This is a genomic window from Prauserella halophila, assembly GCF_024171895.1.
In the GTDB taxonomy this organism is placed as follows: Bacteria; Actinomycetota; Actinomycetes; order Mycobacteriales; family Pseudonocardiaceae; genus Prauserella; species Prauserella halophila.
This window is the reverse complement of record NZ_JAMTCQ010000011.1, coordinates 46,897-72,483: the sequence shown is the minus strand read 5'-3', so window position 1 is coordinate 72,483 and position 25,587 is coordinate 46,897. Positions and strand designations below refer to the sequence as shown.

Sequence of the window (25,587 nt, the reverse complement as noted above, 5' to 3'; positions counted from 1 at the left end):
GACCCGGCTCGTTGATGTCTCCCCCTGTCCGCCCCGCCCCTGCGGCCCCGGGCGGCGCCTGCTGATGGACGTCCTGCTCATCATCGGCGGCCTGCTGGTCGTCGTCCTGCTGACCGTCGGCACGGGCCTCGCGGTGGCGGCCGAGTTCTCCCTCACCACACTCGAACGCAGCACCATCGAGGCCAACGTCCGCCAGGTCGGCGACCGCCGGTCGAAGACCGTGCTCAAGGCGCACCGGACCCTCTCGTTCCAGTTGTCCGGCGCCCAGGTCGCGATCACACTCACGACCCTGCTGACGGGGTACGTCGCCGAACCGCTGCTGGGCCAGGTGATCCGCCCCGTGCTGACGGGCGTCGGCCTGTCCGAGGGCGCCGCTCGGGGCACGTCGCTGGTGCTGTCGATGCTGCTCGCCACCGCGCTGTCGATGGTCATCGGCGAGATGGTGCCGAAGAACCTCGCCGTCTCGCTGCCGCTCAACACGGCGCGAGCCGTCGCCGGCTACCACTCCCGGTTCTCGGCGCTGTTCCGCTGGCTGATCGCGCTCATGAACAACAGCGCCAACGTCGTCGTCCGCAAACTCGGCATCGAACCGCAGGAGGAACTGCGCTCCGCACGGTCGCCCCAGGAGCTGGGCTCGATCGTGCGCACGAGCGCCGCGAGCGGCACCCTCGACGTCGCCACCGCCCACCTGCTCGACCGCTCGCTGCGGTTCGGCGAGCGCACTGCCGCCGAGCTGATGACCCCGCGCGTGCGTGTCGAGTCACTGCACCTCGACGAGACCGTCGCCGACCTCGTCGAGGTGTCGCGGCGCACCGGGCTGTCCCGGTTCCCCGTCTACCGCGAGGATCTCGACGACGTCCAGGGCGCCGTGCACATCAAACAGGCATTCACGGTCCGCGCCGACGAGCGCACCACCGTGCCGATCGGCTCGGTGATGCGCCCCGTCCCGACCGTGCCCGAATCGCTGCCGGGCGACACGCTGCTCGAGCGCCTCCGTGCCTCGCGCTTCCAGCTGGCGATCGTGGTCGACGAGTACGGCGGCAGCGCCGGGCTCGTCACCCTCGAAGACGTCGTCGAGGAGATCATCGGCGACGTCCGGGACGAACACGACGACCGCGAGGAGCCCGCCTCGCAACAGATCGGCGTCGACAGCTGGGCCGTGTCCGGGCAGCTGCGCGGTGACGAGGTCGCCGACATCACCGGCTTCGCCATGCCCGACGGCGACTACGAGACGATCGCCGGCCTGATCCTCGAGCGGTTGGGCCGCATCCCCGCCGCCGACGACTCGGTCGACATCGACGGCTGGCGGCTCACCGTCACCGAGATGGACCGGCACCGCATCGCCGAGGTCCGCGTCGAGCGACGGGAGGTGCCCGCGTGAACGACTGGGTCGCCATCTCCCTCATCGCCGTCCTGCTGGGGTTGAACGCATTCTTCGTCGGCGCCGAGTTCGCGCTCATCTCCTCCCGGCGGGACCGGCTCGAAGCGCTGCTGGAAGCGGGCAAAGGCCGCGCGAGGACCGTCATCAAGGCGGGCCAGAACGTCTCGCTGATGCTCGCGGGCGCACAGCTGGGCATCACGGTGTGCTCGCTGCTGCTGCTCCAGTTCGGCGAACCGGCCGTGGCGAACCAGCTCGAGGCCGCCGTCAACGCACTCGGCGTCCCGCTGCCCGCGTACGTCGTGCACGCCGTCGCCTTCGTCGTCACGCTCGTGGCCATCACCCTGCTGCACGTGCTGGTCGGCGAGATGGTGCCGAAGAACATCGCGATCGCCGAGCCGGAGCGGATGGCGTTGTGGCTCGTGCCCGTGCACGTCGCGTGGGTCCGGCTGGTGCACCCGTTCCTCTGGCTGCTCAACGGGATCGCCAACGGCGTGCTGCGGCTGATGCGTGTCGAACCGAAGGACGAGATCGACACCGGCTACACCTCCGACGAGCTGGCCGCACTGCTCAGCGAGTCACGCAGGGAGGGGCTCATCGAGCACGCCGAGCACCGGCGGCTGTCGCAGACGCTGTCCTCGGCCGACAAGACCGTTGCCGACATCGTCGTACCGATGGCCGAGCTGCGGACCGTGCCGGATCATCCGACGCTCGGCGACGTCGAGGCGGCGGTGTCGGCCACCGGGTTCTCCCGCTACCCGCTGCGTGCCGACAGCGGCGACCTCGTCGGGTACCTGCACGTCAAGGACGTGCTCGACCACCTCGGCGACGATCCGGGAGCGCGGGTCCCGGTGAGCAAGATCCGGCGGCTGACCCAGCTGCCGGTGCACGCGCGGCTCGACACCGCGCTGTCGGCGATGCGGCGGGAGGGCAGTCACCTGGCGACCGCCACCGACGACGCGGGCGCGGTGATCGGCGTGGCCGCGCTGGAGGACCTCGTCGAGGAGTACGTCGGCACGGTGCGGGACGGCACACATGTCACCTGACACGGTGCTCACCGAACCGGAATGGCGGGCGCGGGAAGAGGCGCACACCACGCGCATGCGGCCGTGGACAGAGCCCCGTCAGGAACGACGCTCCCGCGGTGAGAAGCACCCGGTGCTGGACTTCCTGTTCACCTACTACTCGCTGCCGCCCTCGCAGCTCGAGCGCTGGCAGCCGGGTCCGGGCGTGCTGCTCACCGGAGAAGGGATCCGACGGTTCCTCGACCGCACCGGGTACGTGGAGACCGCCGACGGCGTCCACGCCGATCCGGTGCTGCCGCCCAAGCGTGCCCGCATGGCGCGGTACGTGCTCTCCCTGCTCGAGGCGACGGCCTCACGCCCACCCCGGCTGAACTGCTTCGGCCTCCACGAATGGGCCATGGTGTATCGCCACCCGCCGGACCAGGTTCGACACGCTCAGTTACCGCTGCGACTGGGTTCCGGCGGCACCGACGACGTTGTCCAGAGCCTCGACATCCGCTGTGGCCACTACGACGCCTTCCGGTTCTTCACCGAGCAGGCACGGCCGCTGAACACGCTGCAGCCGACCCGCGAGACGCAGCGCGACCTCGACCAGCCCGGGTGCCTGCACGTCGGCATGGACCTCTACAAATGGGCCTACAAGCTCGGCCCGCTCGTGCCGTCGGAGCTGCTCGGAGACTGCTTCGAGCTGGCGGCCGACGTCCGGGTCCTGGACATGCGCGCGAGCCCGTACGACCTGTCGGACCTGGGCTATTCCCCGGTGCGGATCGAGACGGCTGCGGGCCGTGCCGAGTACGCCCGGCAACAGGCCGCGTTCACCCGGCGCGCCGCGCCGTTACGCGAACGGCTGATCGCCCTCTACCGCGAGTTGCTCGCCACGACGGAAGTCGGATCCGAATCACACTGATCCGACGGGTTGGGCTGTTAGGGTGGTTACGTTTGTGTCACGTCGACAGAGTGTGACCGGCACTCGGTGCAAGCGAGAGGACGCGAATGGGGCGGCATTACAGAGCCGAGGACCCGGCTCCCGGGCAGCCTGACCCGCTGCGCAGCGAGAGACCGGAGACCGGCTCGAGCACGGGCGGATCGCCGGACGACTGGTTCCGCGACACGACCACGCCGCCGGCTGCCTATCGCAGCACGCCCGGCTATGCGCCGGCCCCGGACGACGTCCTGTCCACCTCCCCCGCGATGCACCCGGTCGGACCGGATCGCACCCGGGCCGAGGACGCGGCCGAGCGGACCACCCGCCTCGACCCCGTCCCGGCCGACAGTCCTCCGGCCGACGGCCCGGTCCCGACCGGAGACGAATCCGGCCGCCGGGACCACGCCGCCCACACGGCTACCGGAGCCCGGCCGGACGCCCCGCTCCCCCACCCGGCACCAGCGGACGCCGGACCTCCTTCCCGCCCGCACGCCGACCGGCCACGTGTCCACGACGCGGGCCACTCCACGAGCGAGACCCCGCCCGGCGCCACCGGCCCGGCCGCCGGGGCCACCTCCGACTCCGCCACCTCCGGAACGACAGCCCCCGGGACCGGCCGCGACGCGGCTACGGCGTCGAGCGGCGGCGGTCGCCGTGCCACCGCGACCGGCCGCCACAGCACCGTCAGCGCCACCGGCAGCCGCCGGGCCGTCACGACGACGGGCAGGCACGGCACGGTCACCTCGACCGGAAGCCATCGCGCCGTGGACAAGAAGCCCCAGCGCAAGATCGCGGCGTGGCCGGTGGCCGGTGGCGTACTCGTGGTGCTCGTCGTGGCGGGCATCTTCGGCTGGAACTGGGCCTCCGGTGCACTCTCGAGCCGCGCCGAAGCGCAGGCCGCGGCATGTCAGGAAGGCCGGTCGACGCTGCGGGTGGCGACGGCGCCCGCCGTGGCCGAACCCGTCCGGCAAGCCGCCAAGACATGGAACGACGACGACACCGTGGTCCACGGACACTGCATCACCGTGACGGTGCAGCCGGCGGCGCCGTCGGAGGTGTTCGACGACCTGACCGGCGACCGCACCCGCGGCACACCCGGCGCATGGATCACGGACGGCCCGCAGTGGCCGGACCGGCTCGCCTCGGCCCAGCCCGACCGGATCGGTGCCTCACCGGAACAGCTCACCACCGGCCCCGACGGTGAGTTCACCTATCTCAGCCTCGCAGGTGATGGCGTGGACACCGTGCAACAGCGCGCCGCACAGTCGTTCCGTGCGCACCTGACCTCGCAGTCTCAGCAGCACTTCGCGCAGGCCGGCGTCACGGGCTGATCCGGCCCGTGACGCCGGTACGCCGAGCCGGCCCCTCCCCTGCGCCTTCCGAAGCCTCCCGGCACCGCACAACCGGAGCAAGAGATGAGCAAGAGGGGGAGCACTGAGGCGCTGCCGCATAGAGATGCACTGCCGTATAGGTCGTTATACAACCTGCGGATCACCACGACCCTGCACGACTGAGCGCGTACGAACCGCGGTTCGTACGCGCTCAGTCGTCGAGATATGACGTCGAGATATGACGTCGAGGTGTGGCGCCGGGCTGCGCCTCAGCCGGTGCGGCGGGCGTGGCGCCGCTGGGACAGCTCGTCGGCCACCGGCGTCTCGATCTCACCACCGTCGGCCCGCTCGGCGGGAAACTCGTGCAACGAGCCGCTGATCTCCTGCATCGCACCGCTGACGGCGATACCGAACACACCCTGACCGCCCTGGAGCAGATCGACGATCTCCTCCGGCGACGTGCATTCGTAGACGGTCGTACCGTCGGAGAACAGCGTCACCCGCGCCAGATCGCGCACTCCCCTGCCCCGCAGGTGATCGACCGCGACCCGGATGTTCTGCAGCGAAATACCCGTGTCGAGCAGTCGTTTGATGATCTTGAGGACCAACATGTCCTTGAACGAGTACAGCCGCTGCGAGCCCGAACCGTGCGCCGTGCGGATGCTGGGCGCGATCAACTTGGTGCGCGCCCAGTAGTCCAGCTGACGGTACGTGATTCCGGCGATCTGACAGGCCGCAGGGCCACGGTAGCCAACCAGCTCATCCGGCAGCGAATCGTCGGGGAACAGTGCCTCCTGTTCACTACCGTCGATGCCCCTGATCGGACTGTCGTCGACCACGCATGCCTCCTCTCGCCCGGCCGCGCGGCCGACGAAACAAGACCGCCGGCCCGGGCGGGCCGACCGGTACGACCGACGCCCGTGCGGCCCGGTCGCCGGCCACGGCGCGTTTCGTCGCTCTACGAACGGTATGCCTGCCTCACGGGGCGGTCAACGCGACGCGCGGGCGCGGTGACGACATCTCGACCCGATTACCCGATCGCCGGCTTCGGCACACGCTTCTCCACCCATGAGGAGACTCCGGTGCATGCGGAGGAACGTGCCGCCGAGGTACCGGGCATCCGGCCGGCAGCTACGTGTCGGCGCCGCGGAAGTCCTCCGGTGAGACCGAGTCGAGGAACTCGCGGAACTTCTCGACCTCGTCCTCCTGCTCGTCCGGGATGATCAGGCCGGCCTCGTCGAGCACGCCTTCCTCCGCATGGATCGGCACACCCATGCGGAGAGCGAGCGCGACGGAGTCGCTGGGCCGCGCGGACACCCGCACATCACCGTCGAACACGAGCTCGGCGAAGAAGGTGCTCTCCTCCAGATCGGTGATGACCACCTGCTCGAGCTCCCGGCCGAGACCGGCGATGACGTCCTTGAGCAGATCGTGAGTCAGCGGACGGGCAGGCCGCACGCCCTGCTGTTCCAAGGCGATCGCGGTCGCCTCCACCGAGCCGATCCAGATCGGCAGGTACCGCTCGCCGTCCGTCTCCCGCAGCAACAAGATCGGCTGGTTCGCGGGCAGCTCGACCCGGACGCCGACGACGCGCATCTCGCTCATCGGGCTTCGCCTCCCTCTCTGCGCGCGGGCTGCAGCGCTCCCCGGTGGATCAGCTGTTCGGCCGGCCCACGCGGACTCCACGCGGACACCGCCGACGCTACCCGCCATCGGTGCACTGTGCTCGCTTCTCACTCTCGCCGGCCCGGTCTCTTCGAGCCCGCCTTCAACCGTACGTCATCCCGGGGACTGCACCGAAGTTTCGCCACCCGGCTGCTGAGGCCACGACCTGCCGCACTGCTCCGTCCGAGCGCCCCGGACCCCCGAATGCCGGGGCGGAGACGCCGCCGCGGCCTCACCCGTGGGACATCCCCCGGATCCCCGCCTTCACCAGCAACGTGTGCAGCGTGACCGACAGGGCCGCCAGCTCGCGAACGAGTTCGTCGCCGCGTTCACGGGCGCCCTCGTCACGACTCCGGTACACCGGAGCCACCACCTGTTCGAGCAGCCCGACCTCGCGATCGGCCGAGACGCGCAGCGCCCGCAGGTGCCGTGGTTCGATGCCGAACGCCCCCATCGCGGCGGCCGTCTTCGCGATGGTCGCCGCATCGGCATCGTAGAACCCGCCTGCGGCGGGCCGGATCAGTCCGTACTGGACCAGTTCGGACAGCAACGCCTCATCGATCTCCGCCTCGGCCAGTAGCTGCTCGTGGGTCAACCGGGACACGGCGCCGACGGCGAACTCGTCCGCCGTCGGCGCCGGCGCACCGGATTCCGGAGCATCGAGCGGAACCAGCCGCCGCGGCGGGCGGAGTCCCGGCTGCGGATCGGACGTCGGCACCGGAGCCGCACCACGGTCCGCGTCGTCGAGCTGCTCCTTGATGACCTTCAGTGGCAGATAATGATCACGTTGCGCCGTCAGGACGAACCGGAGCCGCTCGACATCGGCCGTGGTGAACTGACGGTAGCCGGACGGCGTGCGAGCAGGCCGGACCAGGCCCTCGGATTCGAGGAACCTGATCTTCGAGATCGTCACCCCGGGAAAGTCCTTGCGCAGGTGCGCCAGTACGGCCCCGATGCTCAACCCCTCGCGTGGTTGCCGTCCGGCAGCCGTCACTGCGCCCCCTGGCCTCCGGTCAGGAACACCAGACGGAACTTGCCGATCTGCACTTCGTCACCGCCGGCGAGGACCGCCTGGTCGACCGGCTCACGGTTGACGTACGTGCCGTTGAGGCTGCCGACGTCGATCACGACGAACGAACCGCCCTCGCGGCGGAACTCCGCGTGCCGCCGGGAAACGGTGACGTCGTCCAGGAAGATGTCGCTGTCGGGGTGGCGGCCCGCGCTCGTCGTGTCGCGGTCGAGCAGGAATCGCGAACCCGCGTTCGGGCCCCGCTTGACCACCAGCAACGCCGAACCCGCGGGCAGCGCGTCAACGCCGGCCTCCTGCGACTCGGCCGCCGGCGCCTCCTGCCCCTCCCCTTCCGACAGGAAGTCCGCCCGGAACACGGAGGTCTTCTCCGGAGCTCCCTCCGGGGGAATCTCGGGCCCGTCGTTCGTGCTCACCTGAGCTCTCCTTACGCACTGACAGTCTGTCGCTTGGTCCCTCACCGCCCGTGATCGCGAAACCGCAGGCGGCCATGAAACCTGGTGCGCCTCAACGTACCGCGCGGGCGGCCGCGCGCAATGCCCGGGCTCCCCGATCAACTCCCGGTCAGTCGCTGGTACGCCTCGGCGTCGAGCAACCCGTCGAGGGTGGCCGGATCGGACACCTCGAGCTCGACGAGCCAGCCTTCGCCGTAGGGGTCGCCGTTGATCAGCTCCGGGGTGGCGACGACCGCGGCATTGACGGCGACGATCTCGCCGTCCAGCGGGGCGTAGATCTCGGACACGCTCTTGGTCGATTCGACCTCGCCGACGGTCTCGCCCGCCGCCGTTTCGCCGCCGGGATCCGGCAGGTCGACGAACACGACGTCACCCAGCTGGTCCTGGGCGTACTCGGTGATGCCCACCCGCACGACACCGTCACCGCGCTCGGCGACCCATTCGTGGTCCTCGGTGTAGCGCAGCTCCTCCGGCGTGGACTGTGCAGCCAAGGCCGTTCCCCTTTCACTCCCCTCATGGCCACGAACGAGAGGAATCGTCGCACGACGCTGCGATCGCGTCAGGCCGAACCACACGCCCGGCCGCCCCGGCGGGCGGGCCTGTGCTCCGCTCAGCCCGCTGTCGCGTCCGACCCGCCGGCGCGGCGGTCGCGCGCGACCGCCAGCCCGGTCTGCACGACGTACAGCACGCCGGACCAGACGTAGAGCACGCCGCCCCAGATCGTGAACGCGTAGGCCAGCGGCGCCGCGATCGCGGCCGCGGTCGACTCACCCTGGACGAGAAGCAACAGCGGGAAGGCATACATCAGGACGAACGTGGCGCCCTTGCCGACGTAGGTGACGACGGGTGGCTCGAACCGGTTGTACCGCAGGACCAGCACACAGAGCGCCGCGGCGCCCTCCCGCACCAGCAGCACCGCGACGGCCCACCACGGGACGATGTCGCGCAGCAGGAACGCCACCAGCGTGGCGACGATGTAGAGCCGGTCGGCGGCCGGATCGAGGAGCTGCCCCAGGCGGCTCATCTGGTTCAGCCAACGGGCGAGTTTGCCGTCGAGCCAGTCGGTGAGCCCGCTGAACACGAGGATCGCCAGCGCCCAGCCGTCCGCATGGGGGCCGAGCAGCAACCACAGGAACACCGGCACGCCGGCGAGCCGCAGTATCGACAGCAGGTTCGGCAGCATGAACGCCTGCCGCAGGACGGACGGACCGCCCCTGCCACCGGCAGCGGCTCTCACGGCCGGGCCCCGCTCACGGCCGCCCGTCGCCGTGTCCCTGCCCGTCGGCGTGTCCCCGGCCCCCGCAGCGTCCGTTCCCCCCGCAGCGTCCGTTCCCCCCGCAGCGTCCGTACCGGCCGTCTCGTCCGGCGGTCCGTTTCCGCCGCTGCGACCCGCGCACTGCCTCGACCCCGCCGACTCATTCACCCACTCACCGTATCGAGTCACAGGCCGGCGGGACGCGACCGTGGTCAGCGGGCGCGGTGATAGCTCCAGCCGCGACGGCACAGCTCGTCCCGGGTGAGGGCGAGCGGCCGACCACGCCGGTCCGTGCCCATCCACCGCGGTCGACCGGTGCTGTTCTCGAGCACGTACGGCCTGCCCTGACTCCACACGACGGTGCACGGGGTCGTCGGTGGCGCCGCCGCGTGCCGCGGTGGCGCAGTGGAAAGCTCGGCGCTACGTTGCTCACTGTCGTTCATCACCGGGATTATCGGCACGATCCGCGGGGACGTTAACGGGCTGCCGCACGATTCACCCGTCCGCGGCCCGCACGCGATCCACAATGGACTCGCCTGCAGGCCTGCCGCCCCTTCAGCCCTTCAGCCCTTCAGCCCCGGGAAATCCTCGTCGCGGAACTCCCCTGCCGGCCGCTCCGCGGCGTCGTTCTCCTTGCCGCGCAGCTCGACCCGGCGGATCTTGCCGGAGATCGTCTTCGGCAACTCGGCGAACTCGAGCCTGCGCACCCGCTTGTACGGCGCAAGGTGCTCGCGGCAGAACGCGAGGATGCGCTCGGCCGTCGCACCGTCGGGAGCGTGCCCGGAGGTCAGCACGACGTACGCCTTCGGCACCGCCAGGCGGATCGGATCCTGAGCGGGCACGACGGCCGCCTCGGCGACCGCCTCGTGCTCCAGCAGCACACTCTCCAGCTCGAACGGCGAGATGCGGTAGTCCGAGGCCTTGAAGACGTCGTCGGTGCGGCCGACGTAGGTGATGTAGCCGTCCTCGTCGATCGCTCCGACGTCTCCGGTGTGGTAATAGCCACCCTCGAACGCCGTGGCCGTGCGGTCCTCGTCGCCCGCGTACCCGACCATCAGGCCGGTCGGCCGCTGCGACAGGTCGAGACACAGCTCGCCCTCCGTGGCCGGCTCGCCGCTGGCCGGGTCGACCAGCACGACGTCGAAGCCCGGCACCGCCCGCCCCATCGAACCCGGCTTGACCTTCTGCCCCGGGGTGTTGGCGATCTGCACCGTGGTCTCGGTCTGGCCGAAACCGTCGCGGATGGTCACGCCCCACGCGGTCCGCACCTGCTCGATGACCTCCGGGTTCAGCGGCTCGCCCGCACCGACGACCTTCGTCGGCGGCGTCGGCAGCGCACTCAGGTCGGCCTGGATGAGCATCCGCCAGACCGTCGGCGGGGCGCAGAAGCTCGTGACGCCGCATCGCTCCAGCTGCGCCAGCAGGGCGTCGGCGTCGAAGCGCGTGTAGTTGTACAGGAACACGGTGGCCTCGGCGTTCCACGGCGCGAACACGTTGCTCCACGCGTGCTTCGCCCAACCCGGCGACGCGACGTTGAGGTGCACGTCGCCGGGTTCGAGGCCGATCCAGTACATCGTCGACAGATGTCCCGCCGGATACGACACGTGCGTGTGCTGCACCAGCTTCGGCTGCGCCGTCGTACCGGACGTGAAGTACAACAGCAGCGGATCGGTGGCCTGCGTCGCGCCGTCCGGGGTGAACGCGCCGTCGGCCGAGTAGGCGTCGGCGTACGGGAGCCAGCCACCCGTCGGCTCCCCGACGGCGATGCGCGTGTAGTCGCCGGGCACGTCGGCGAACTTCTCCGCATCGGCCGAGCGCGCCACGACGTGCCGGGCGTGTCCCCGGTCCACCCGGTCACGCAGATCGGCGGGACCCAGCAGCGTCGTCGCCGGGATGAGCACGGCCCCGAGCTTGATCGCGGCGAGGATCGTCTCCCACAGCTCGACCTGGTTGCCGAGCATGAGGATCAGCCGGTCACCACGCTGCACGCCCTGGGCACGCAGCCAGTTCGCCACCTGGTTGGAGCGCCGCGCCAGCTCCGGATACGTCCACCGGCCCTCGGTGCCGTCCTCCTCCACGATCCACAGCGCGTAGCGCTCAGCGGTGACCGGATCGGCCGCCACGCGGTCGAACCAGTCGAGCGCCCAGTTGAACTCGGTCAGCTCGGGCCAGGAAAACCCCTCACGAGCCGCGTCGTAGTCCTCACGGGCCGACACCAGGAAGTCCCGGGCCCGCCGGAACTCGTCGTGCCCCGCGTTCGGGTGGGAGGTGTGGACTGTGCGGGCCGTATCGGCTGTGTGGGCCTCGTTGCTCACGTTCGTGCTTCTCCTCGCTCGCCGTTACCTGCTGCCGGGCGCTACTCGCCGGTGAAGTGGGGCGGGCGCTTCTCCAGGAACGCCTGCACCGCCTCACCGAGATCCTTGCTGGGCAGGAACGCCGCGTTCCACGCCGACACGTACCGCAGCCCGGCGTCGACCTGCTGCTCGGTGCCCATGGACAGTACGTCCTTGATGCCCCGCACGACCAGCGGAGGGTTCGCCGCGAGTTCGGCGGCGAGCTCCCGGGCGGCGGTCAGCAGCGCGTCCCGGTCGGGGTACACGTCGTTGACGAGACCCATCTTCTCGGCACGGGCGGCGTCGATGTCCTTGCCGGTGAGCGCGAGCTCCCGCAGGTGCCCTTCCCCGATGATGCCGCCGAGGCGCTGCAGGCTGCCGATGTCGGCGACGATCGCGACCTTGACCTCGCGCACACTGAACTGTGCGTCGGCACTGGCCAGCCGGATGTCGGCACCCGCGATGAGGTCGACGCCGCCGCCGATGCACCAGCCGGACACGGCGGCGACCACCGGGGTCCGGCACTTGGCCACTGTGCTGACGGCGTCCTGCATCGTCCGCACCTCGTCGAGGAACCGGGTGCGCGGACCCGCCTGGGCGTCGCCGGCGAGGAACTCGCTCCACCCGGGCAGCATGGCGTTCAGGTCGAGGCCGTACGAGAAGTGCTTGCCGCTGCCGGCCAGCACGATCGCCCGCACCTCGGGGTCGGCGTCGAGCGCGCGGAAGACCAGCGGCAGTTCGCGCCAGAAGTCCGGTCCCATCGCGTTACCCTTGGCGGGGCCGAGGAGCGTGACCTCGGCGACGTGGCCGTCACGGCGGATGTCGAAGGCGACCGGATTCTCGGGCAGTGCGTTCTCGGATGGCGCTGCGTTCTCGGATGGCCCTGCGTTCTCGGACGGCGCTGCGGTGTTCTCGGCGTTCATGGCCGTCATCCTCGCTCACGCCCCGGACGTCGCCGACAGGGCCCGCCCCGCACCGGCGCGCCGCCGCCCCGGCGGCCGGGGCGGCGGCGCGGGCCGGACAGCGGAGGCCGGGCGGCGCGGGCCGGGTGACGAGGCGCCACCCGGCCCGCGCGCTCACGACCCGTCGTGATCGGTGGCGACGACCTCGGCGAGTTCGTCGAGCACACGTTCGGCGTCGGGTCCGTCGGCGCTCAGGACGACCTCGTCGCCGCTGCGCGCGCCGAGCCCGATCACCGACAGCACGCTGCGCGCGTCGACGGGGTCGGCACCGGCCTTGCCGATCGTCACCGGCACCGGCTGGCTCGCGGCCGCCTTGGCGAAGACGGCAGCCGGCCTGGCGTGCAGGCCCACCGACGAGCCCACGGTCACGTGACGTTCCATCATCGGGTGCTCCTTCCCTTCCGGCTACCCCTGCTGGGCGCCGATGAGTCCGTCTTCCGGTGCCTCGGCCGCGACGTCCGGCCGGGCCTGCCGCTCGCGGCGGCCGAGGAGGCTCTTGGCCGCCACCACGCAGCCGCAGGTGACGACCATCCCGGCGGCGACGGCGACGAGGTACAGCAGCGGCGAACCGACCAGTCCGACCACCCAGATGCCACCGTGGGGCGCGGGCGAGGTGGCGCCGAACGCCACGACGAGAGCGCCGGTCGTGGCGCTGCCCGCCATCAACGACGGGATCACGCGCAGCGGATCGGCCGCGGCGAACGGGATGGCACCCTCGGTGATGAACGACAGTCCGAGCAGCCAGCCGGCCTTGCCCGCGTCGCGCTCCGCGTGGGTGAACAGCCGTCCGCGCACGACGGTCGCGAGTGCCAGCCCCAGCGGGGGCGTCATGCCCGCGGCCATGACCGCTGCCATGATCACGGTGTCCCCGCTGGCCAGTGCCGCGATGCCGAACGTGTAGGCGACCTTGTTCACCGGGCCGCCCGTGTCGAAGGCCATCATCAGGCCGAGCAGGCCGCCGAGCAGCCACGCCGTGCCACCGGAGAGGCCGGCGAGCCAGTCGGTCATGCCGCTCTGTGCGGCCGCGATCGGTTCGCCGACGACCACGAGCATCAGGAAGCCGATCACGAAGGACGCCACGAGCGGGATCACCACGACCGGCATCACCCCGGCGACGCCGCGCGGCACCTTGATCCGCTTCAGCCCCATGACGACGAAACCGGCCAGCAGACCGGACACGAGGCCGCCGAGGAACCCGGCACCGATCGCGCTCGCGAGCAGCCCGCCGACGATGCCCGGCGCGAGGCCGGGACGGTCGGCCATGCCGAACGCGATGAAGCCGGACAGTATCGGGACGAGCATGTCGAACGCCGTGGAACCGACCTTGAACAGCACGCCGGCGATCCCCGCCTCGCCGAGGAGGTCGGCCGGGTCGGAGATGCCGTCGTAGTGCACGCCGCGGAAGTCGCCGCCGTCCACGATGGCGGCGATCTCGGCGCCGCCGACCAGGAACGCGATGGCGATGAGAATGCCGCCCGCCGCGACGAACGGAATCATGTAGCTCACGCCGGTCATCAGCCACTGGCGCAGGCGCGTGCCCGCCCCGGCGTTCCCGTCGGCCTTGTTCTCCGATTCGGGATCCGAGGCAGCCGGGGCGGCCGGTTCCGGCTCGCCGGTGGCCTCACCGGTGGCCTCGGCGGGGGCCGCGCCGGACTCGGCGGCCGTCACGGCCTGTTCGACGAGGGCGGCGGCATCGTTGATCGCGGTCTTGACGCCCGCGGTGACCTGTGGCTTGCCCGCGAACCGCTCGCGGTCGCGCACGTCGACGTCGGCGGCGAACACCACCGCGTCCGCGGCCGCGATGTCCTCGGCGGCCAGCGGAGCCGAACCCGCCGACCCCTGCGTCTCCACGGTGATCTCGTGCCCGGCGGACGTCGCGGCCTGCTGGAGCGCCTCGGCGGCCATGTACGTGTGCGCGATGCCGGTGGGGCACGATGTGACGGCGACGAACTTCATTGTCCGAGCACCTCCTCGCGAACGAGCCGCACGACGGCCTCCGTGTCGGGAGCGTCGAGCAGCGATTGACGGAACGACTGGTGCATCAGGCGCCGGGCGAGCGCGCCGAGCACGCTGAGGTGCTCGTCGCCACCGCCTTCCGGCGCGGCGATCAGGAAGATCAGGTGTGCGGGGCCGTCGTCGGCGCCGAAGTCCACACCGGACGTGCTGCGCCCGAAACCGAGCGTCGGCTCGGTCACGTGCGCCGACCGCGCGTGCGGGATGCCGATGCCGCCCTCGATGCCGGTGGGCATCTGGGCTTCGCGCTCGCGCAGGTCGGCGAGGAACCCCTCGAGGTCGGTGACGCGGCCCGCTCCGGCGAGCCGCTGGGCGAGGTCCCTGTTCACCCCCTCGCGTTCGCCGGCGCTGAGGTCGAGGTCGACGAAATCGGCGGTGATCAGTTCGGCCATGTCAGCGGCCCTCCTCGAGTGCGCGGCCGGTCTCGACCGCGGGGTGAATCGTGACGCCGACACGGTCGACGTCGGCTGGCGTCGGCATCCGGCTGCCGGCGAGCCCGGTGGCGGCGGCGCCCCATGCCAGCGCCGCGGGGAGCGCGTCCCTGCCGCCTCCTGCGGCGAGGAACCCGGCGAGCAACGCGTCACCGGCGCCCACGCTGCTGCGGGCGGCCTCGACGGGTGCCTCGCCGTGGACCGCGCCGTGCTCGTCGGCGAGCACGGCGCCGTCGGATCCGAGACTCGCGAGCACGGTCCGCGCCCCGCGAGCCCGCAACACCTCGGCGGCGCGGGCGGCGTCGCCGAGCGTGTGGACCGGAATGCCCGCGCATGCCGCGAGCTCCTCCCGGTTCGGTTTGACGAGATCGGGTTCGGCGGCGAGGCTCCGGGCGAGCGCGGGCCCCGACGAGTCGACGGCCACCCGGACACCGGCGGCCCTCGCGGTCGTGACCAGCCGCGCGTAGCAGTCCTCGGCGGCGCCCGGCGGCAGGCTGCCGCAGCCGGCGACCCAGGTGGTGCCGTGGCCGCACGCGGCGAGCGTGGCCTCGAGCAGAGCGCTCAGTTCCGAGTCGGCGCACGCCGGCCCCGGCAGGTTGAGCTTCGTGACCGTGCCGTCCGGCTCGGCGAGTGTGATGTTGGTGCGCGTGCCCCCGGCCACGGGGACCGCCCGCACGGTCACGCCCTGCGTGTCGAGCAGCTCGGTGAGCCGGTTGCCCTCGGCACCACCCGCGAGCAGGACGGCGGCGGTCTTGCGCCCGTGGGCGGCGAGCGCACGGGACACGTTGACCCCTTTGCCACCGGGGTCCACATGCGACCCCTGCGCGCGCAGCACCTCGCCGCGGTGCAAAGACCCGACCTCGACGGTGTGATCGATGCTCGGGTTGGGGGTCATGGTGACGATCATGCTTGCACCACCTCGGGTCCTGCGGCGGCGAGCTGCTCGCCCAGTTCGGAGTCCAGTCCGCTGTCGGTGACGATCACATCCACATCGGACAGATCGCCGAACCGCGCGAGGTAGTCGTTGCCCGCCTTCGTGTGGTCGGCCAGCACCACCACCCGCCGCGCGGCGTGGATCATCGCCCGCTTCACCGCGGCCTCGCCGGTGTCGGGCGTGGTCAGGCCCCGGTCCGCGGACATGCCGTTGGTGCCGAGGAAGGCGACGTCGATGCAGATGTCGGCCAGCGCGCGCAGCGTCCAGTCCTCGACGGCGGCCATCGTGCGGCCCCGGACCTTCCCGCCCAGCAGCAGAACGGTGACCTGCGGCCGGACGGCCAGCGACGCGACGAGGGGCACCGCGTTGGTGACGACGGTCAGCTCGCGATCGTTCGGCAGGATCTCGGCCAACCGGGCTGTCGTGGTGCCCGCGTCGAGCAGGACCGAGCCCTCGGCGGGCAGCTCCGCGAGCGCGGCCTTGGCGATGCGTTCCTTCTCCGAGGTCAGCACCGCATCGCGGTCGGCGAGGCCGGGCTCGAACCCGAGTCGCTCGACCGGGATCGCGCCCCCGTGTACGCGGCGGAGCAAGCCCTGCCGTTCGAGAACGGTGAGGTCCCGCCGCACCGTCTCCGTGGTGACGTCGAAGTCGGTGGACAGCGCGGCCACGTCGGCACGGCCCTCTGCCCGGGCTCGCTCGACGATCTTCCGCTGACGCTCCTGTGCGTACATGTGGCTTTCCTTGCCGGTTTGTTTTGATTTACTTGGTTATATGTGGGTTACGGGCACATGTCAACCCCGGAAAGGAGCACGGGTGCACGCTCGGACCCCGTGTTGCGGATTCCGGGGCCCGTGTTGCGGCCTCCGGGGCCCGTGTTGCGGATTCCGGAGCCCGTGTTGCGGCCTCCGGGGCCCGTGTTGCGGCCTCCGGGGCCCGTGTTGCGGATTCCGGGGGCCGTGTTGCGGATTCCGGAGCGGACCCGGGCCGACGGATGTCGGGACGTGACGCGGTGGCGTCACCGTCGGCGGAGGCCCGGAACCGGCGCGGTGAAGGAAACGGGGGCGGCGAAGGAAAAACGGGTGAGGTGCAGGAAAACAGGTGCGGTGCAGGAACAGGCACCACGGGGAACAGGGCGCGGTGAAAGCGGCGCGCCACGAAGAGCGGTGCGCGACGAAGGAACGGCGCACCCGGACCAACAGGCGCCAGGAACAACAGGGCACCCGGGCCAACAGGGCACCGTGAACAACAGGGTGCAGTGGACGGGCCCAGCGGGGAACGCGGTGCCGTGGCCGAGCGCCGGCAGGGGGCCTTCCGGAGTCAGCCGCCCACGCCGTCGACGGAAGCCGCGGTCAGGACTCCCGGCCGAAGAGGTCGACGACCGGGCCGATCACCGTCACCGCGGGCGGGCGCATGCCCTCGCGGGCCGCATCGGCGCCGACCTCCTTCAGCGTCGAGCGCAGCACCTTCTGGGTGCGCATCGCGCCGTCCTGGATCATCGCGACCGGCGTGTCGGCGGGCCTGCCCGCGCTCATCAGCGTGTCGGCGAACCGGTCGATCCGCTCGACACCCATCATCAGCACGATCGTGCCCCGCATGCGGCCGAGCGCGTCCCAGTCGGTCAGCGACGTCTCGTGGTCCGGGGGCACGTGCCCGGACACGACGACCACCTCGTGGGTGACACCGCGATGCGTCACCGGCACGTCGGCCAGTGCCGGGACGGCGAACGCGCTGGTGATGCCGGGCACGACCGACACGGCCACGCCGGCCTCCGCACAGGCGAGCAGCTCCTCGAAACCGCGGCCGAACACGTACGGGTCGCCGCCTTTGAGGCGGACGACGAACCTGCCCGCCTTCGCGTTGTCGATCAGCGCGCTGTTGATGACGTCCTGACTGGCCGCGCGGCCGTACGGGATCTTCGCCGCGTCGATCACCTCGACGTGCGGGGGCAGTTCGTCGAGCAGCTCGCGCGGTGCGAGCCGGTCGACGACGACCACATCGGCCCGCGCGAGCAGCCTGCGACCGCGCACGGTGATCAGCTCGGCGTCGCCGGGCCCGCCGCCGACCAGCGCGACCCCGGCTTCGGGGCGGCGGTCGCCGGCCTCCGCGTCCCGGCCGTACCCGGCACCGGGATCCGCCGCGGCGCCGGAGTGCAGCGCGTCCAGGAGGCTGTCGCGCACGACGGCGGAACGCTGCGGTTCACCGCCGGACAGCACGCCCACGAGCACGCCGTCGTTGTCACCCACCGCCGGTGTCACGGCACTGCCGTCGGGCCCGGAATCGGCGCGGACGCAGAAGGTGCGCCTGCGGTCGGCCTCGGTGCACACGGCGGCGTTGACGTCCGCGTCGTCCGTGCACGCCAGGGCGTACCAGGCGTCGGCGAGATCGCCGTCGGTGTACTCCCGCCGGGTCCAGGTGATCTCGCCCTCGTCCGCCATTGCTCCGACCGACGGGGTGGTGTCCGGGGACACGAGTTCGATGACGGCCCCGGCCTTGACCAGCCGTGGCAGCCGCCGCTGAGCGACGGTACCGCCGCCCACGACGACCACGCGCCGCCCGGTGAGGTCGAGTCCGACCAGGTAGTGCTCCTCCTGCGCCATGCCAGTCAGCATGACGCATGCCCTGTCAGGCGCGTGCGCTCAGGGCCTCAACAACGTGAGCAGTTCCTCTGCTCCGAACGTCCGCGCGGTCTCCACCGCGGTCGGTTGCCCGGCCTCCGGGTCGGCTCCGCCGTCGAGCAGCGCCCGCACCACGTCCGCCTCGCCCTTGAACACGGCGCCTGCCAGGGGGCTCTGACCCCGGTCGTTGAGCCGGTCCGGGTCGGCGCCGCGACGCAGCAGCGCGGTGACGGTGCCGGCGTGACCGTGGTATGCGGCGAGCATCACCAGCGTGTCGCCGCTGTCGTTGGACAGGTTCACCGGAACCCCGGCATCCACGTAGGCGGCCAGCGTGTCGGTGTCGCCGTGGCGGGCGAAGTCGAAGACCCGCGTCGCGAGTTCCAGCAGTTCGGGGTCGATCTCGGTGCCGACGGTGTGGGACCCGCCGGCCGCCTCGATCCGGCCGGCCCCTGGGCCGGGATGCCGCTCCGTCATGCGGCCAGGGTGGCACGTTCCGGACCGCCGCGCTCGGCACCGGAACGTGCCACCCTTCCTCAGCCCTTCTTGACCGGGTACGGCAGCAGTGCCATCTCGCGGGCGTTCTTGATCGCCCGGGCCACGTCCTTCTGCTCCGCCGGGGTCAGGCCGGTGATCCGGCGGGCGCGGATCTTGCCGCGGTCGGACAGGAACTTCCGCAGCAGCGCGGTGTCCTTCCAGTCGACGTACTCGACGCCTTCGGCACGCAGCAGATTCCGCCTACGCTTCTGCGGTGCGGGCTTCACCGATCTCCTCCTACCAGCCGGACGTGCTCACGCCGGGCAGTTCGCCCCGGTGTGCCATCTCCCGCGCCCGGTCTGTGTCGTTGCGGGACACCCGCACCCGGTCGCGCCGACGAGCAGGAAATGCCGCGATGGTCACTCATCAGCGCTCCTCTGCGTCTTGCGGGACACCCGCACCCGGTCGCGCCGACGAGTAGAGGGCTCCGCGATGGTCACTCGTCAGCGCTCCTCCCGGAACTCGACGTGCCCGCGCATCACCGGGTCGTACTTGCGCAGCACCAGGCGGTCGGGATCGTTGCGCCGGTTCTTGCGGGTGACGTACGTGTAGCCGGTGCCCGCCGTGGAGCGCAGCTTGACGATCGGGCGCACATCGGTGGTGCTCGCCATCAGAGCGTCACCCCTCGCGCGCGCAGGTCCGCCACGACGGCGTCGATCCCGCGCTTGTCGATCGTCTTCATGCCCTTGACCGAGACCCGCAGTGTCACCCAGCGGTTCTCACCCGGAACCCAGTAGCGGCGGCGCTGGATGTTCGGTTCCCAGCGGCGCGCCGTGCGCCGGTGCGAGTGCGAGACCTGCGTGCCGTAGCCCGGTGCGCGGCCGGTGACCTGGCAGATCGCCGACATCGACCCTCCCTTGTTGGTATTGACAATCGTTTTCATTTACACTGTACGACATGTTCGCCCCGCACCGCACACCCCTGGTTCTGCTCGCCGGTCTCGGCGAGCCACCGGTCCGGCTACTCGCCGACCGGCTCACCGCAGGCACGCCGGCCACTGCGCTCGTCCACCACGACCTGCGCCACGCCGACGACGGCATCATCCGGCGCCGCGTCCGCCTCGGCTCGGCAGAACGCATCGAGACCGTGGCGCTCGACCACGGCTGCGTGTCCTGCACCCTCCGGCGGGACCTGCTGCCGCTGCTGCGCGGGCTGTCCCGCCGGCCCGAGGTCGAGCGCATCGTCGTGCAACTGGACGAGGCCTTGGAGCCCGAGCTCGTGTGCCACGAACTGCACACCGCCCTCGTCGACGACACACCCGTGACCGAGGACGTCGCGGTGGAGGCCGTGGTCACGGTCGTCGACCAGGCGTCCTGGCTCGCGGCGGCCACCGGCGATACGCCACTCGCCGAGGCCGGTCTGCACGCCGGGCCCGGCGACGACCGCACCCTGGCCCAGGCGGCGGTGGCCCAGGCGGAGTTCGCCGACGTCCTCGTGCTGGCAGGCGAGGCGCCCGACGCCTGGACCGCGGCGCGCACCGGCGCGGTCCTGCAGCGGCTGGCACCCCGCGCCGCCCTGTTGGACCTGTGCGGCACCGGCACCGACCGGCTGCTCGGCGCCGTACCCGGCGACGGTCACCGGGGAACGCCGCGCGATCCGCACGACCCACTGGTGACCGGACAGCCGCCGCTCGAGGCGGACTGCGGCGTCACGCTCACGATGTTCACCGCACAGCGCCCGTTCCACCCGCAGCGCCTGCACGACGCGCTGGACGTGCTGCTCGAGGGTGTCGTCCGCACCCGCGGCCGCGTGTGGCTGGCCGGCAGGCCGGACGATCACCTGTGGCTCGAATCCGCGGGAGGCGGCCTCGGAATCCGGCTCGCCGGCTGCTGGCTGGACTCGCCCCACGCGCCCGCGTGGGAGGACGTCTCCCCCGAACGCCGCACGCTCGCCGCGCTCCGGTGGGACCCGGTGTGGGGCGACCGGGTCCAGGAACTCGCCGTGCTCTCCCACCGGGCCGATCCGCTTCTGATCGACCACGAACTGCGCCGGGCGCTACTCACCGACGACGAGCTCGCCGCGGGGCCGGACCGCTGGCACGGCTACCCGGACCCGTTCGGCACGGGCCACGACGAGCCCTGCGACGACACCGCCGCCGCCGAACCCACGAGCGCCGGCGACCGTCCGACGATCCGACAGGAGGAACGATGAAACCCGACATCCATCCCGACTACCACCCGGTCGTCTTCCACGACGCCAACACCGGTGACCGGTTCCTGACGCGGTCCACGGCCACTTCGGACCGCACGACCGAGTGGGAGGACGGCGACACCTACCCGCTGGTGACCGTGGACATCAGTTCCGCCTCGCATCCCTTCTGGACAGGGACGCAGCGGATCATGGACAGCGCGGGGCAGGTGGAGAAGTTCCGCCGTCGCTACGGCAGCGCGCCGGCCGCGCGGGGACGGTAGAGCCTCCCGCAGCCGTGACTCCCGGCACCGAGGACGTCCTCGGTGCCGGGAGTCACGCCGGAAAACACCGGAATTCACACCGGAATTCACGCCGGAGTCACGCGCCGCCTCCCCCGCTCGTGGCGCCGGCTTCCGGCCGCCGGTCGCCCAGCACACTGCGCCGCAGCAACGGCAGCGCCAGCGCGACCACGACGGCGGGCAGCGCGGAGAACCCGAGTGTGATCGCCGTGATCGCGCTCTCGGGCTGGGCGGCCACCGAGTCCGCGCTCGAGACGTATCCGCCGAGCGCCAGCACGAGTCCGAACACGCCGGGGCCGACGGCGAGGCCGAGCGTTTCGGCTGCGGTCCACACCCCGGCGGTGATCCCGGCGCGCGTCGCACCGGTGCGTTCCTCCTCCGCGGAGATCAGGTCCGGCAGGATCGCCAGCGGGAACACCTGGATACCGGCATAGCCGACGCCGGCGACCGCGACGAAGACGAACACCACGGGGGTCGCCAGCACCGGGGAGAGGGCGAGAGCACCGAGCGCCGCGGCCAGCAGCACCGACGAGACCCGGAATCCGGCGAGTTTGCCGCCACGGCGGCTGATGCGGTCCCACACGGGCATGACCAGCAGCGCCGGGCCGACGAACCCGGCGAAGAGCAGCGACTGCAGGCCGGGATCGCCGAGTACGTACCGCGCGACGTAGTTGACGCCGGCCAGCAGTGTGGCCACGCCGAGCGCCTGGAGGAAGTAGACGGCCAGCAGCCAGCGGAACGCGCGCCAGGCCCGCATGGTGGCCAGCAGCTCGCGCCATCCCGGCGTGGGCTCCCGCAGCCTGCCGACGGGCGCACCGCGCGTGCCCGCGTGGACGGCGACCGCGCCGAGCGCGATGAGCACGCCGACGAACACGCCCATCACGCGATACCCGTGGGTGCCGCCGAGCCCGCTCGCGATGGCCGGTGCGACCGCACCGGAGACGAGGATCGCCAGCGCCAGCACGCCGATGCGCCAGGTCGTCAGCCGGGTGCGCTCGTCGTAGTCCTCGGTCAGCTCCGCAGGCAGGGCGTTGAACGGCACCTGGAAGAACGCGAACGCCGTGGCGCACACGAAGAACACGACCACGACGTAGCCGGCGTCCGCCGCCGTCGACCCCAGTCCGGGACCGGCGAACAGCGCGGCGAAACACGCGGCCAGAACCAGCCCGCCGACGAGCAGGAACGGCCTGCGGCTGCCGTGCGTGCGCAGGGCGTTGTCGGAGATGCGCCCCGCAACGGGGTTGAACAGCACGTCCCACGCCTTCGGCAGCAGCACGATCGCCCCCGCCAGCGCGGCCGGCACCGCCATCGTGTCGGTGAGATACGGCAGCAGCAGCAGACCCGGCACCGTCCCGAACGCACCCGTGGCGAACGACCCGAGCGAGTACCCGAGACGAGTCCTGGTCCCCAGTGCCGACATGCTCCTCCTCGAACAAGGTGAGTGGAAGAGGAATCGTGTCACCCCCGCCGCGGCACCCGAATGCGGCCCCGGCGGGTCAGGACAGTGCGTCGGCCACGCGGCGCAGCATCGCGGCGTCCCCGCGCACGAGCAGCGTGGTCACGACCGTCTCCTCCCACGCCTGCAGCTCGTCGCAGATCTTCGCGGGCGGGCCGATCAGTGACGTGTCCTCGACCAGTGCCGTCGGGATCGCCGCGGTGGCCTCCTCCTTGCGGCCCGCGAGGTACAGCTCCTGGACCTCGTCGGCGACGTGGGCGTAGCCCATGCGCGCGAACACGTCGTGGTGGAAGTTGGCCTCCTTCGCGCCCATGCCGCCGATGTAGAGCGCCAGCGACGGCTTGATCATCGCCGCCGCGGTTTCGACGTCGTCGTGCACGATCACCGGGACCGACGCGGCGACCTCGAACTCGTCCGGCCGCCCGCCGCGGGCGGCGAAGCCCTCGTCGAGGGCCGCGCGGTAGAACGCGTCGGTTTTCGGCGAGAAGAACAGCGGCAGCCAGCCGTCGCAGATCTCCGCCGACAGGGCCACGTTCTTCGGCCCCTCGGCGGCGAGGTGGATCGGGATGCGCGGCCGCAGCGGATGCACCGTGGATTTGAGTGGTTTGCCCAGACCGGTGCCGCCCTGCAACGGCAATTGGTACTGCCTGCCGTCGTAGGTCACGGGCGCCTCGCGGGCGACGACCCGGCGCACGATGTCGACGTATTCGCGGGTCCTGGCGAGGGGTTTCGGGTACGGCTGGCCGTACCAGCCTTCGACGACCTGCGGGCCGGACGCGCCGATCCCGAGGACGAACCGCCCGCCCGAGAGGTGATCCAGGGTGAGCGCGGCCATCGCCGTGGCGGTCGGCGTGCGCGCCGACATCTGGACGATGTCGGTGCCGAGCGTGACGCGGGAGGTCGCCGATCCCCACCAGGCGAGCGGGGTCAGCGCGTCGGACCCGTAGCCCTCGGCCGTCCACACCGAGTCGAACCCGAGCTCTTCGGCCGTCGTGATCGCCTCGAGCGCGCCGTCCGGGGGACCGGACGACCAGTAGCCGAGGTGGTAACCGAGCTTCACGTCGCACTCTCCTTCAACTGCGCTGTCGTCGGAATGCCGCTGTCCCGGGTTCCGCTGTCTTGCCTGCCGCGGTCGGGTTCGGGCCGGTCGCCGATCAGCCCGTGGGCCGGTGTTCGGCGGGCACGTAGTGGACGGGCCGGGAGCGCTCGGTCTCGGGCGGGAGGTTCCGGGGCGGTGTTTCGACGGCCGGGGTTCCCGCCGGGTCCAGGCCGAGCGCGCGCCGCCAGCCCGCCCTCGCTCTCGGATGGTACCGCCGCTGCCAGGGTACGAGGCGGAACGCGAACCCGATCGCTGTGCCCACCAGCCGGTGCAGCCGCTCGTCGCGCGGCGACCACGAGTAGCCGAGCCGCTCGCGCACCGCCGCGTCGTACATGCCGACCGTGAGCCATACGAAACTCCGGTGCACCAGCGGCCGCACGAGTGTCCACAGCGGACTCGGCAACCACCTCAGCAACGGCGGCCTGCCGATCCGGGAGAGGTCGAGGACGTCGCGGGTGGCCTTGTTGTCCTCGAGCACCTCGCGGCACGTGCGGTCCCAGTACTCCTGGAAGTCCTCCCACGTGTCCGGCACCGGCCGCAGGGACATGCCGTACATCCGGTACCAGCGCTTGTGCTCGTCGAACAACTGCCGCCGCTGCGGCTCGGTGAGCCCGCCCATGAAGTTCTCGGCGATGATCAGCGTGCTGACGAAGAACGTCGCGTGCGCCCAGTAGAACGTGCCGGGATTGAGGGCGTGGTAGCGGCGGCCGAACTTGTCGGTGCCGTGGATCGTGTCGTGATAGCCGCGCACCTCGCGTGCCGTCGCGTGGGCACGCGGGCCGTCGTAGATCACCCCGCCGATCGGGTACAGCGAGCGGAACAGCCGTTCCCAGCGTTCGTCGAAGAACCGGGAGTGCTCCTCGACACCGGCACCGAGTTCGGGGTGCATGTTCTGCATGCTGCCCGCCCACAGCGCGATGAGCAGTCCCCGCCAGTCGCCGAAGATGCGCCAGGTGAGAGAGTCGGGCCCGAGCGGTTCGGGGCCGCTGCCTGCGGATCGCGAACTCTGTGTCATCGCCGACTCCCAATTGACCACGGCCGTTGTCACATTCGTGGCTCACGGTACGGTCGACAACGTTCGTGGTCAATCGAGGGACGTGCACATGACTGCCGAAAGCCGCACCTGGGCAGGGACGACGCTGGCCGACCGCAAGGCCGCCCGTAGGCGGCAGCTGCTCGACTCCGGGCTGACCCTGCTCGGCTCCGACGACGGTGCCGCCCTCAGCGTGCGCGCGGTCTGCCGCCACAGCAGGCTCACCGAACGCTACTTCTACGAGAACTTCACCGACCGCGACGAACTCATCGTCGCCGTCTACGACGCGCTGGCCGCCGAAGCCCACCGCGTCCTCGTCGACGCCGTGGCGGCCGCGCCCGCCGAGGATCGCCCTGGCAGGGCGAAGGCCGCGGTCACCGCCTTCGTCGAGCTGATCATCGACGACCCCCGCAAAGGCCGCGTACTGCTGCTGGCACCGCTGTCCCACCCCGCACTGATCCGCAGCGGGGTGCAGCGCATCCCGATGTTCGCCGCACTCGTGCGGGACGAGCTCTCCGCGGGCGCCGACGAGGAGGATCGCGCGATGACCGCCACCGCACTGGTGGGCGGACTCGCCAACCTGTTCACCGCCTACCTCGAGGGAACCCTCGAGGTAGGCCGCGACCGGCTCGTGGCCCACTGCGTCAAGCTCGTCCTCGGCATCGACGCCCTGCACAACTGACCGCA

Annotated in this window: 30 protein-coding genes; 7 read left to right on the top strand and 23 right to left on the bottom strand. The window is 71.4% G+C overall.

Features of this window, described 5'->3' with window-relative positions; all coding sequences use genetic code 11:
• Nucleotides 1-64: 64 nt before the first annotated feature.
• The 4 genes from LY41_RS15175 (at nucleotide 65) to LY41_RS15160 (ending at nucleotide 4,659) form a co-directional block, all read left to right on the top strand.
• Nucleotides 65-1,381 carry a hemolysin family protein gene (locus LY41_RS15175; protein ID WP_253864679.1) on the top strand — a complete coding sequence of 439 codons (1,317 nt, stop codon included), beginning with the start codon at nucleotides 65-67 and terminating at the stop codon, nucleotides 1,379-1,381.
• Nucleotides 1,378-2,424 carry a hemolysin family protein gene (locus LY41_RS15170; protein WP_253864678.1) on the top strand — a complete coding sequence of 349 codons (1,047 nt, stop codon included), beginning with the start codon at nucleotides 1,378-1,380 and terminating at the stop codon, nucleotides 2,422-2,424. The genes LY41_RS15175 and LY41_RS15170 overlap by 4 nt, the downstream gene beginning before the upstream one ends.
• Nucleotides 2,414-3,310, top strand: a complete 897-nt coding sequence (locus tag LY41_RS15165) for a 3-methyladenine DNA glycosylase (RefSeq protein ID WP_253864677.1) — start codon at nucleotides 2,414-2,416, stop codon at nucleotides 3,308-3,310. Before LY41_RS15170 ends, LY41_RS15165 begins: the two co-directional genes overlap by 11 nt.
• An 86-nt stretch (nucleotides 3,311-3,396) precedes the next feature.
• On the top strand, nucleotides 3,397-4,659 hold the full coding sequence (locus LY41_RS15160; RefSeq protein ID WP_253864676.1) for a hypothetical protein: 1,263 nt from the start codon (nucleotides 3,397-3,399) through the stop codon (nucleotides 4,657-4,659).
• Between the two features lie 269 nt (nucleotides 4,660-4,928).
• Here the strand turns inward: LY41_RS15160 and LY41_RS15155 are convergent, their stop codons facing one another.
• The 20 genes from LY41_RS15155 to rpmB form a co-directional block, all read right to left on the bottom strand.
• Nucleotides 4,929-5,498, bottom strand: coding sequence for a MerR family transcriptional regulator (locus tag LY41_RS15155; RefSeq protein ID WP_308292254.1), 570 nt, complete (start codon nucleotides 5,496-5,498; stop codon nucleotides 4,929-4,931).
• Between the two features lie 292 nt (nucleotides 5,499-5,790).
• Entirely contained in the window at nucleotides 5,791-6,264 is a 474-nt protein-coding gene (locus tag LY41_RS15150) for a bifunctional nuclease family protein (RefSeq protein ID WP_253864675.1), read from the bottom strand.
• A gap of 292 nt (nucleotides 6,265-6,556) precedes the next feature.
• Entirely contained in the window at nucleotides 6,557-7,318 is a 762-nt protein-coding gene (ftsR, locus tag LY41_RS15145; RefSeq protein WP_253864674.1) for a transcriptional regulator FtsR, read from the bottom strand.
• On the bottom strand, nucleotides 7,315-7,767 hold the full coding sequence (gene garA / locus LY41_RS15140) for a glycogen accumulation regulator GarA (protein WP_253864673.1): 453 nt from the start codon (nucleotides 7,765-7,767) through the stop codon (nucleotides 7,315-7,317). Before garA ends, ftsR begins: the two co-directional genes overlap by 4 nt.
• 137 nt (nucleotides 7,768-7,904) lie before the next feature.
• Entirely contained in the window at nucleotides 7,905-8,297 is a 393-nt protein-coding gene (gene gcvH, locus LY41_RS15135; protein WP_253864672.1) for a glycine cleavage system protein GcvH, read from the bottom strand.
• A 119-nt stretch (nucleotides 8,298-8,416) separates the two neighbouring features.
• Entirely contained in the window at nucleotides 8,417-8,989 is a 573-nt protein-coding gene (clsA, locus tag LY41_RS15130) for a cardiolipin synthase ClsA (RefSeq protein WP_253865043.1), read from the bottom strand.
• A 284-nt stretch (nucleotides 8,990-9,273) separates the two neighbouring features.
• Nucleotides 9,274-9,504, bottom strand: a complete 231-nt coding sequence (locus LY41_RS15125) for a hypothetical protein (RefSeq protein WP_253864671.1) — start codon at nucleotides 9,502-9,504, stop codon at nucleotides 9,274-9,276.
• Nucleotides 9,505-9,624: 120 nt separating this feature from the next.
• The gene (locus tag LY41_RS15120; protein ID WP_308292266.1) at nucleotides 9,625-11,277 is read right to left on the bottom strand and encodes an AMP-binding protein; all 1,653 of its coding nucleotides are present in this window, start codon (nucleotides 11,275-11,277) and stop codon (nucleotides 9,625-9,627) included.
• Nucleotides 11,278-11,417: 140 nt separating this feature from the next.
• A complete protein-coding gene (locus LY41_RS15115) occupies nucleotides 11,418-12,317 on the bottom strand; it encodes a crotonase/enoyl-CoA hydratase family protein (RefSeq protein ID WP_253864670.1) in 900 nt (299 codons plus the stop codon).
• Nucleotides 12,318-12,470: 153 nt separating this feature from the next.
• On the bottom strand, nucleotides 12,471-12,740 hold the full coding sequence (locus LY41_RS15110) for an HPr family phosphocarrier protein (protein ID WP_253864669.1): 270 nt from the start codon (nucleotides 12,738-12,740) through the stop codon (nucleotides 12,471-12,473).
• Nucleotides 12,741-12,761: 21 nt separating this feature from the next.
• A complete protein-coding gene (locus tag LY41_RS15105; RefSeq protein ID WP_253864668.1) occupies nucleotides 12,762-14,312 on the bottom strand; it encodes a PTS fructose transporter subunit IIC in 1,551 nt (516 codons plus the stop codon).
• On the bottom strand, nucleotides 14,309-14,761 hold the full coding sequence (locus LY41_RS15100) for a PTS sugar transporter subunit IIA (RefSeq protein WP_253864667.1): 453 nt from the start codon (nucleotides 14,759-14,761) through the stop codon (nucleotides 14,309-14,311). The genes LY41_RS15105 and LY41_RS15100 overlap by 4 nt, the downstream gene beginning before the upstream one ends.
• Before the next feature lies 1 nt (nucleotide 14,762).
• Nucleotides 14,763-15,707 carry a 1-phosphofructokinase gene (gene pfkB / locus LY41_RS15095; protein ID WP_253864666.1) on the bottom strand — a complete coding sequence of 315 codons (945 nt, stop codon included), beginning with the start codon at nucleotides 15,705-15,707 and terminating at the stop codon, nucleotides 14,763-14,765.
• On the bottom strand, nucleotides 15,704-16,465 hold the full coding sequence (locus LY41_RS15090) for a DeoR/GlpR family DNA-binding transcription regulator (RefSeq protein ID WP_253864665.1): 762 nt from the start codon (nucleotides 16,463-16,465) through the stop codon (nucleotides 15,704-15,706). The genes pfkB and LY41_RS15090 overlap by 4 nt, the downstream gene beginning before the upstream one ends.
• Nucleotides 16,466-17,083: 618 nt before the next feature.
• Nucleotides 17,084-18,331: a uroporphyrinogen-III C-methyltransferase gene (cobA, locus tag LY41_RS15085; RefSeq protein ID WP_253864664.1), complete on the bottom strand. Its 1,248-nt coding sequence runs from the start codon at nucleotides 18,329-18,331 to the stop codon at nucleotides 17,084-17,086.
• Between the two features lie 39 nt (nucleotides 18,332-18,370).
• Nucleotides 18,371-18,823 carry an ankyrin repeat domain-containing protein gene (locus tag LY41_RS15080; protein WP_253864663.1) on the bottom strand — a complete coding sequence of 151 codons (453 nt, stop codon included), beginning with the start codon at nucleotides 18,821-18,823 and terminating at the stop codon, nucleotides 18,371-18,373.
• 59 nt (nucleotides 18,824-18,882) lie between these two features.
• Nucleotides 18,883-19,110: a 30S ribosomal protein S18 gene (gene rpsR, locus LY41_RS15075; RefSeq protein WP_253864662.1), complete on the bottom strand. Its 228-nt coding sequence runs from the start codon at nucleotides 19,108-19,110 to the stop codon at nucleotides 18,883-18,885.
• 10 nt (nucleotides 19,111-19,120) lie between these two features.
• Nucleotides 19,121-19,246, bottom strand: a complete 126-nt coding sequence (locus LY41_RS23665; protein WP_301297158.1) for an uS14 family ribosomal protein — start codon at nucleotides 19,244-19,246, stop codon at nucleotides 19,121-19,123.
• An 80-nt stretch (nucleotides 19,247-19,326) separates the two neighbouring features.
• Nucleotides 19,327-19,494, bottom strand: coding sequence for a 50S ribosomal protein L33 (gene rpmG, locus LY41_RS15070; RefSeq protein WP_253864661.1), 168 nt, complete (start codon nucleotides 19,492-19,494; stop codon nucleotides 19,327-19,329).
• Nucleotides 19,494-19,730 carry a 50S ribosomal protein L28 gene (gene rpmB, locus LY41_RS15065; protein WP_253865041.1) on the bottom strand — a complete coding sequence of 79 codons (237 nt, stop codon included), beginning with the start codon at nucleotides 19,728-19,730 and terminating at the stop codon, nucleotides 19,494-19,496. Before rpmB ends, rpmG begins: the two co-directional genes overlap by 1 nt.
• A gap of 50 nt (nucleotides 19,731-19,780) precedes the next feature.
• On the opposite strand from rpmB, the gene mrf reads away from it, so the two are divergent.
• Both mrf and LY41_RS15055 read left to right on the top strand, forming a co-directional pair.
• On the top strand, nucleotides 19,781-21,034 hold the full coding sequence (mrf, locus tag LY41_RS15060; protein WP_253864660.1) for a ribosome hibernation factor-recruiting GTPase MRF: 1,254 nt from the start codon (nucleotides 19,781-19,783) through the stop codon (nucleotides 21,032-21,034).
• Nucleotides 21,031-21,294, top strand: a complete 264-nt coding sequence (locus tag LY41_RS15055) for a type B 50S ribosomal protein L31 (protein WP_253864659.1) — start codon at nucleotides 21,031-21,033, stop codon at nucleotides 21,292-21,294. Before mrf ends, LY41_RS15055 begins: the two co-directional genes overlap by 4 nt.
• 97 nt (nucleotides 21,295-21,391) lie before the next feature.
• Here the strand turns inward: LY41_RS15055 and LY41_RS15050 are convergent, their stop codons facing one another.
• The 3 genes from LY41_RS15050 to LY41_RS15040 form a co-directional block, all read right to left on the bottom strand.
• Nucleotides 21,392-22,732 carry an MFS transporter gene (locus LY41_RS15050; protein WP_253864658.1) on the bottom strand — a complete coding sequence of 447 codons (1,341 nt, stop codon included), beginning with the start codon at nucleotides 22,730-22,732 and terminating at the stop codon, nucleotides 21,392-21,394.
• Nucleotides 22,733-22,808: 76 nt separating this feature from the next.
• Nucleotides 22,809-23,828: an LLM class F420-dependent oxidoreductase gene (locus tag LY41_RS15045; RefSeq protein ID WP_253864657.1), complete on the bottom strand. Its 1,020-nt coding sequence runs from the start codon at nucleotides 23,826-23,828 to the stop codon at nucleotides 22,809-22,811.
• A gap of 94 nt (nucleotides 23,829-23,922) precedes the next feature.
• Nucleotides 23,923-24,882, bottom strand: a complete 960-nt coding sequence (locus LY41_RS15040) for an oxygenase MpaB family protein (RefSeq protein ID WP_253864656.1) — start codon at nucleotides 24,880-24,882, stop codon at nucleotides 23,923-23,925.
• Nucleotides 24,883-24,970: 88 nt separating this feature from the next.
• Between LY41_RS15040 and LY41_RS15035 the strand changes: the two genes are divergently transcribed.
• Nucleotides 24,971-25,582, top strand: a complete 612-nt coding sequence (locus tag LY41_RS15035) for a TetR/AcrR family transcriptional regulator (RefSeq protein ID WP_253864655.1) — start codon at nucleotides 24,971-24,973, stop codon at nucleotides 25,580-25,582.
• Nucleotides 25,583-25,587 lie beyond the last annotated feature (5 nt).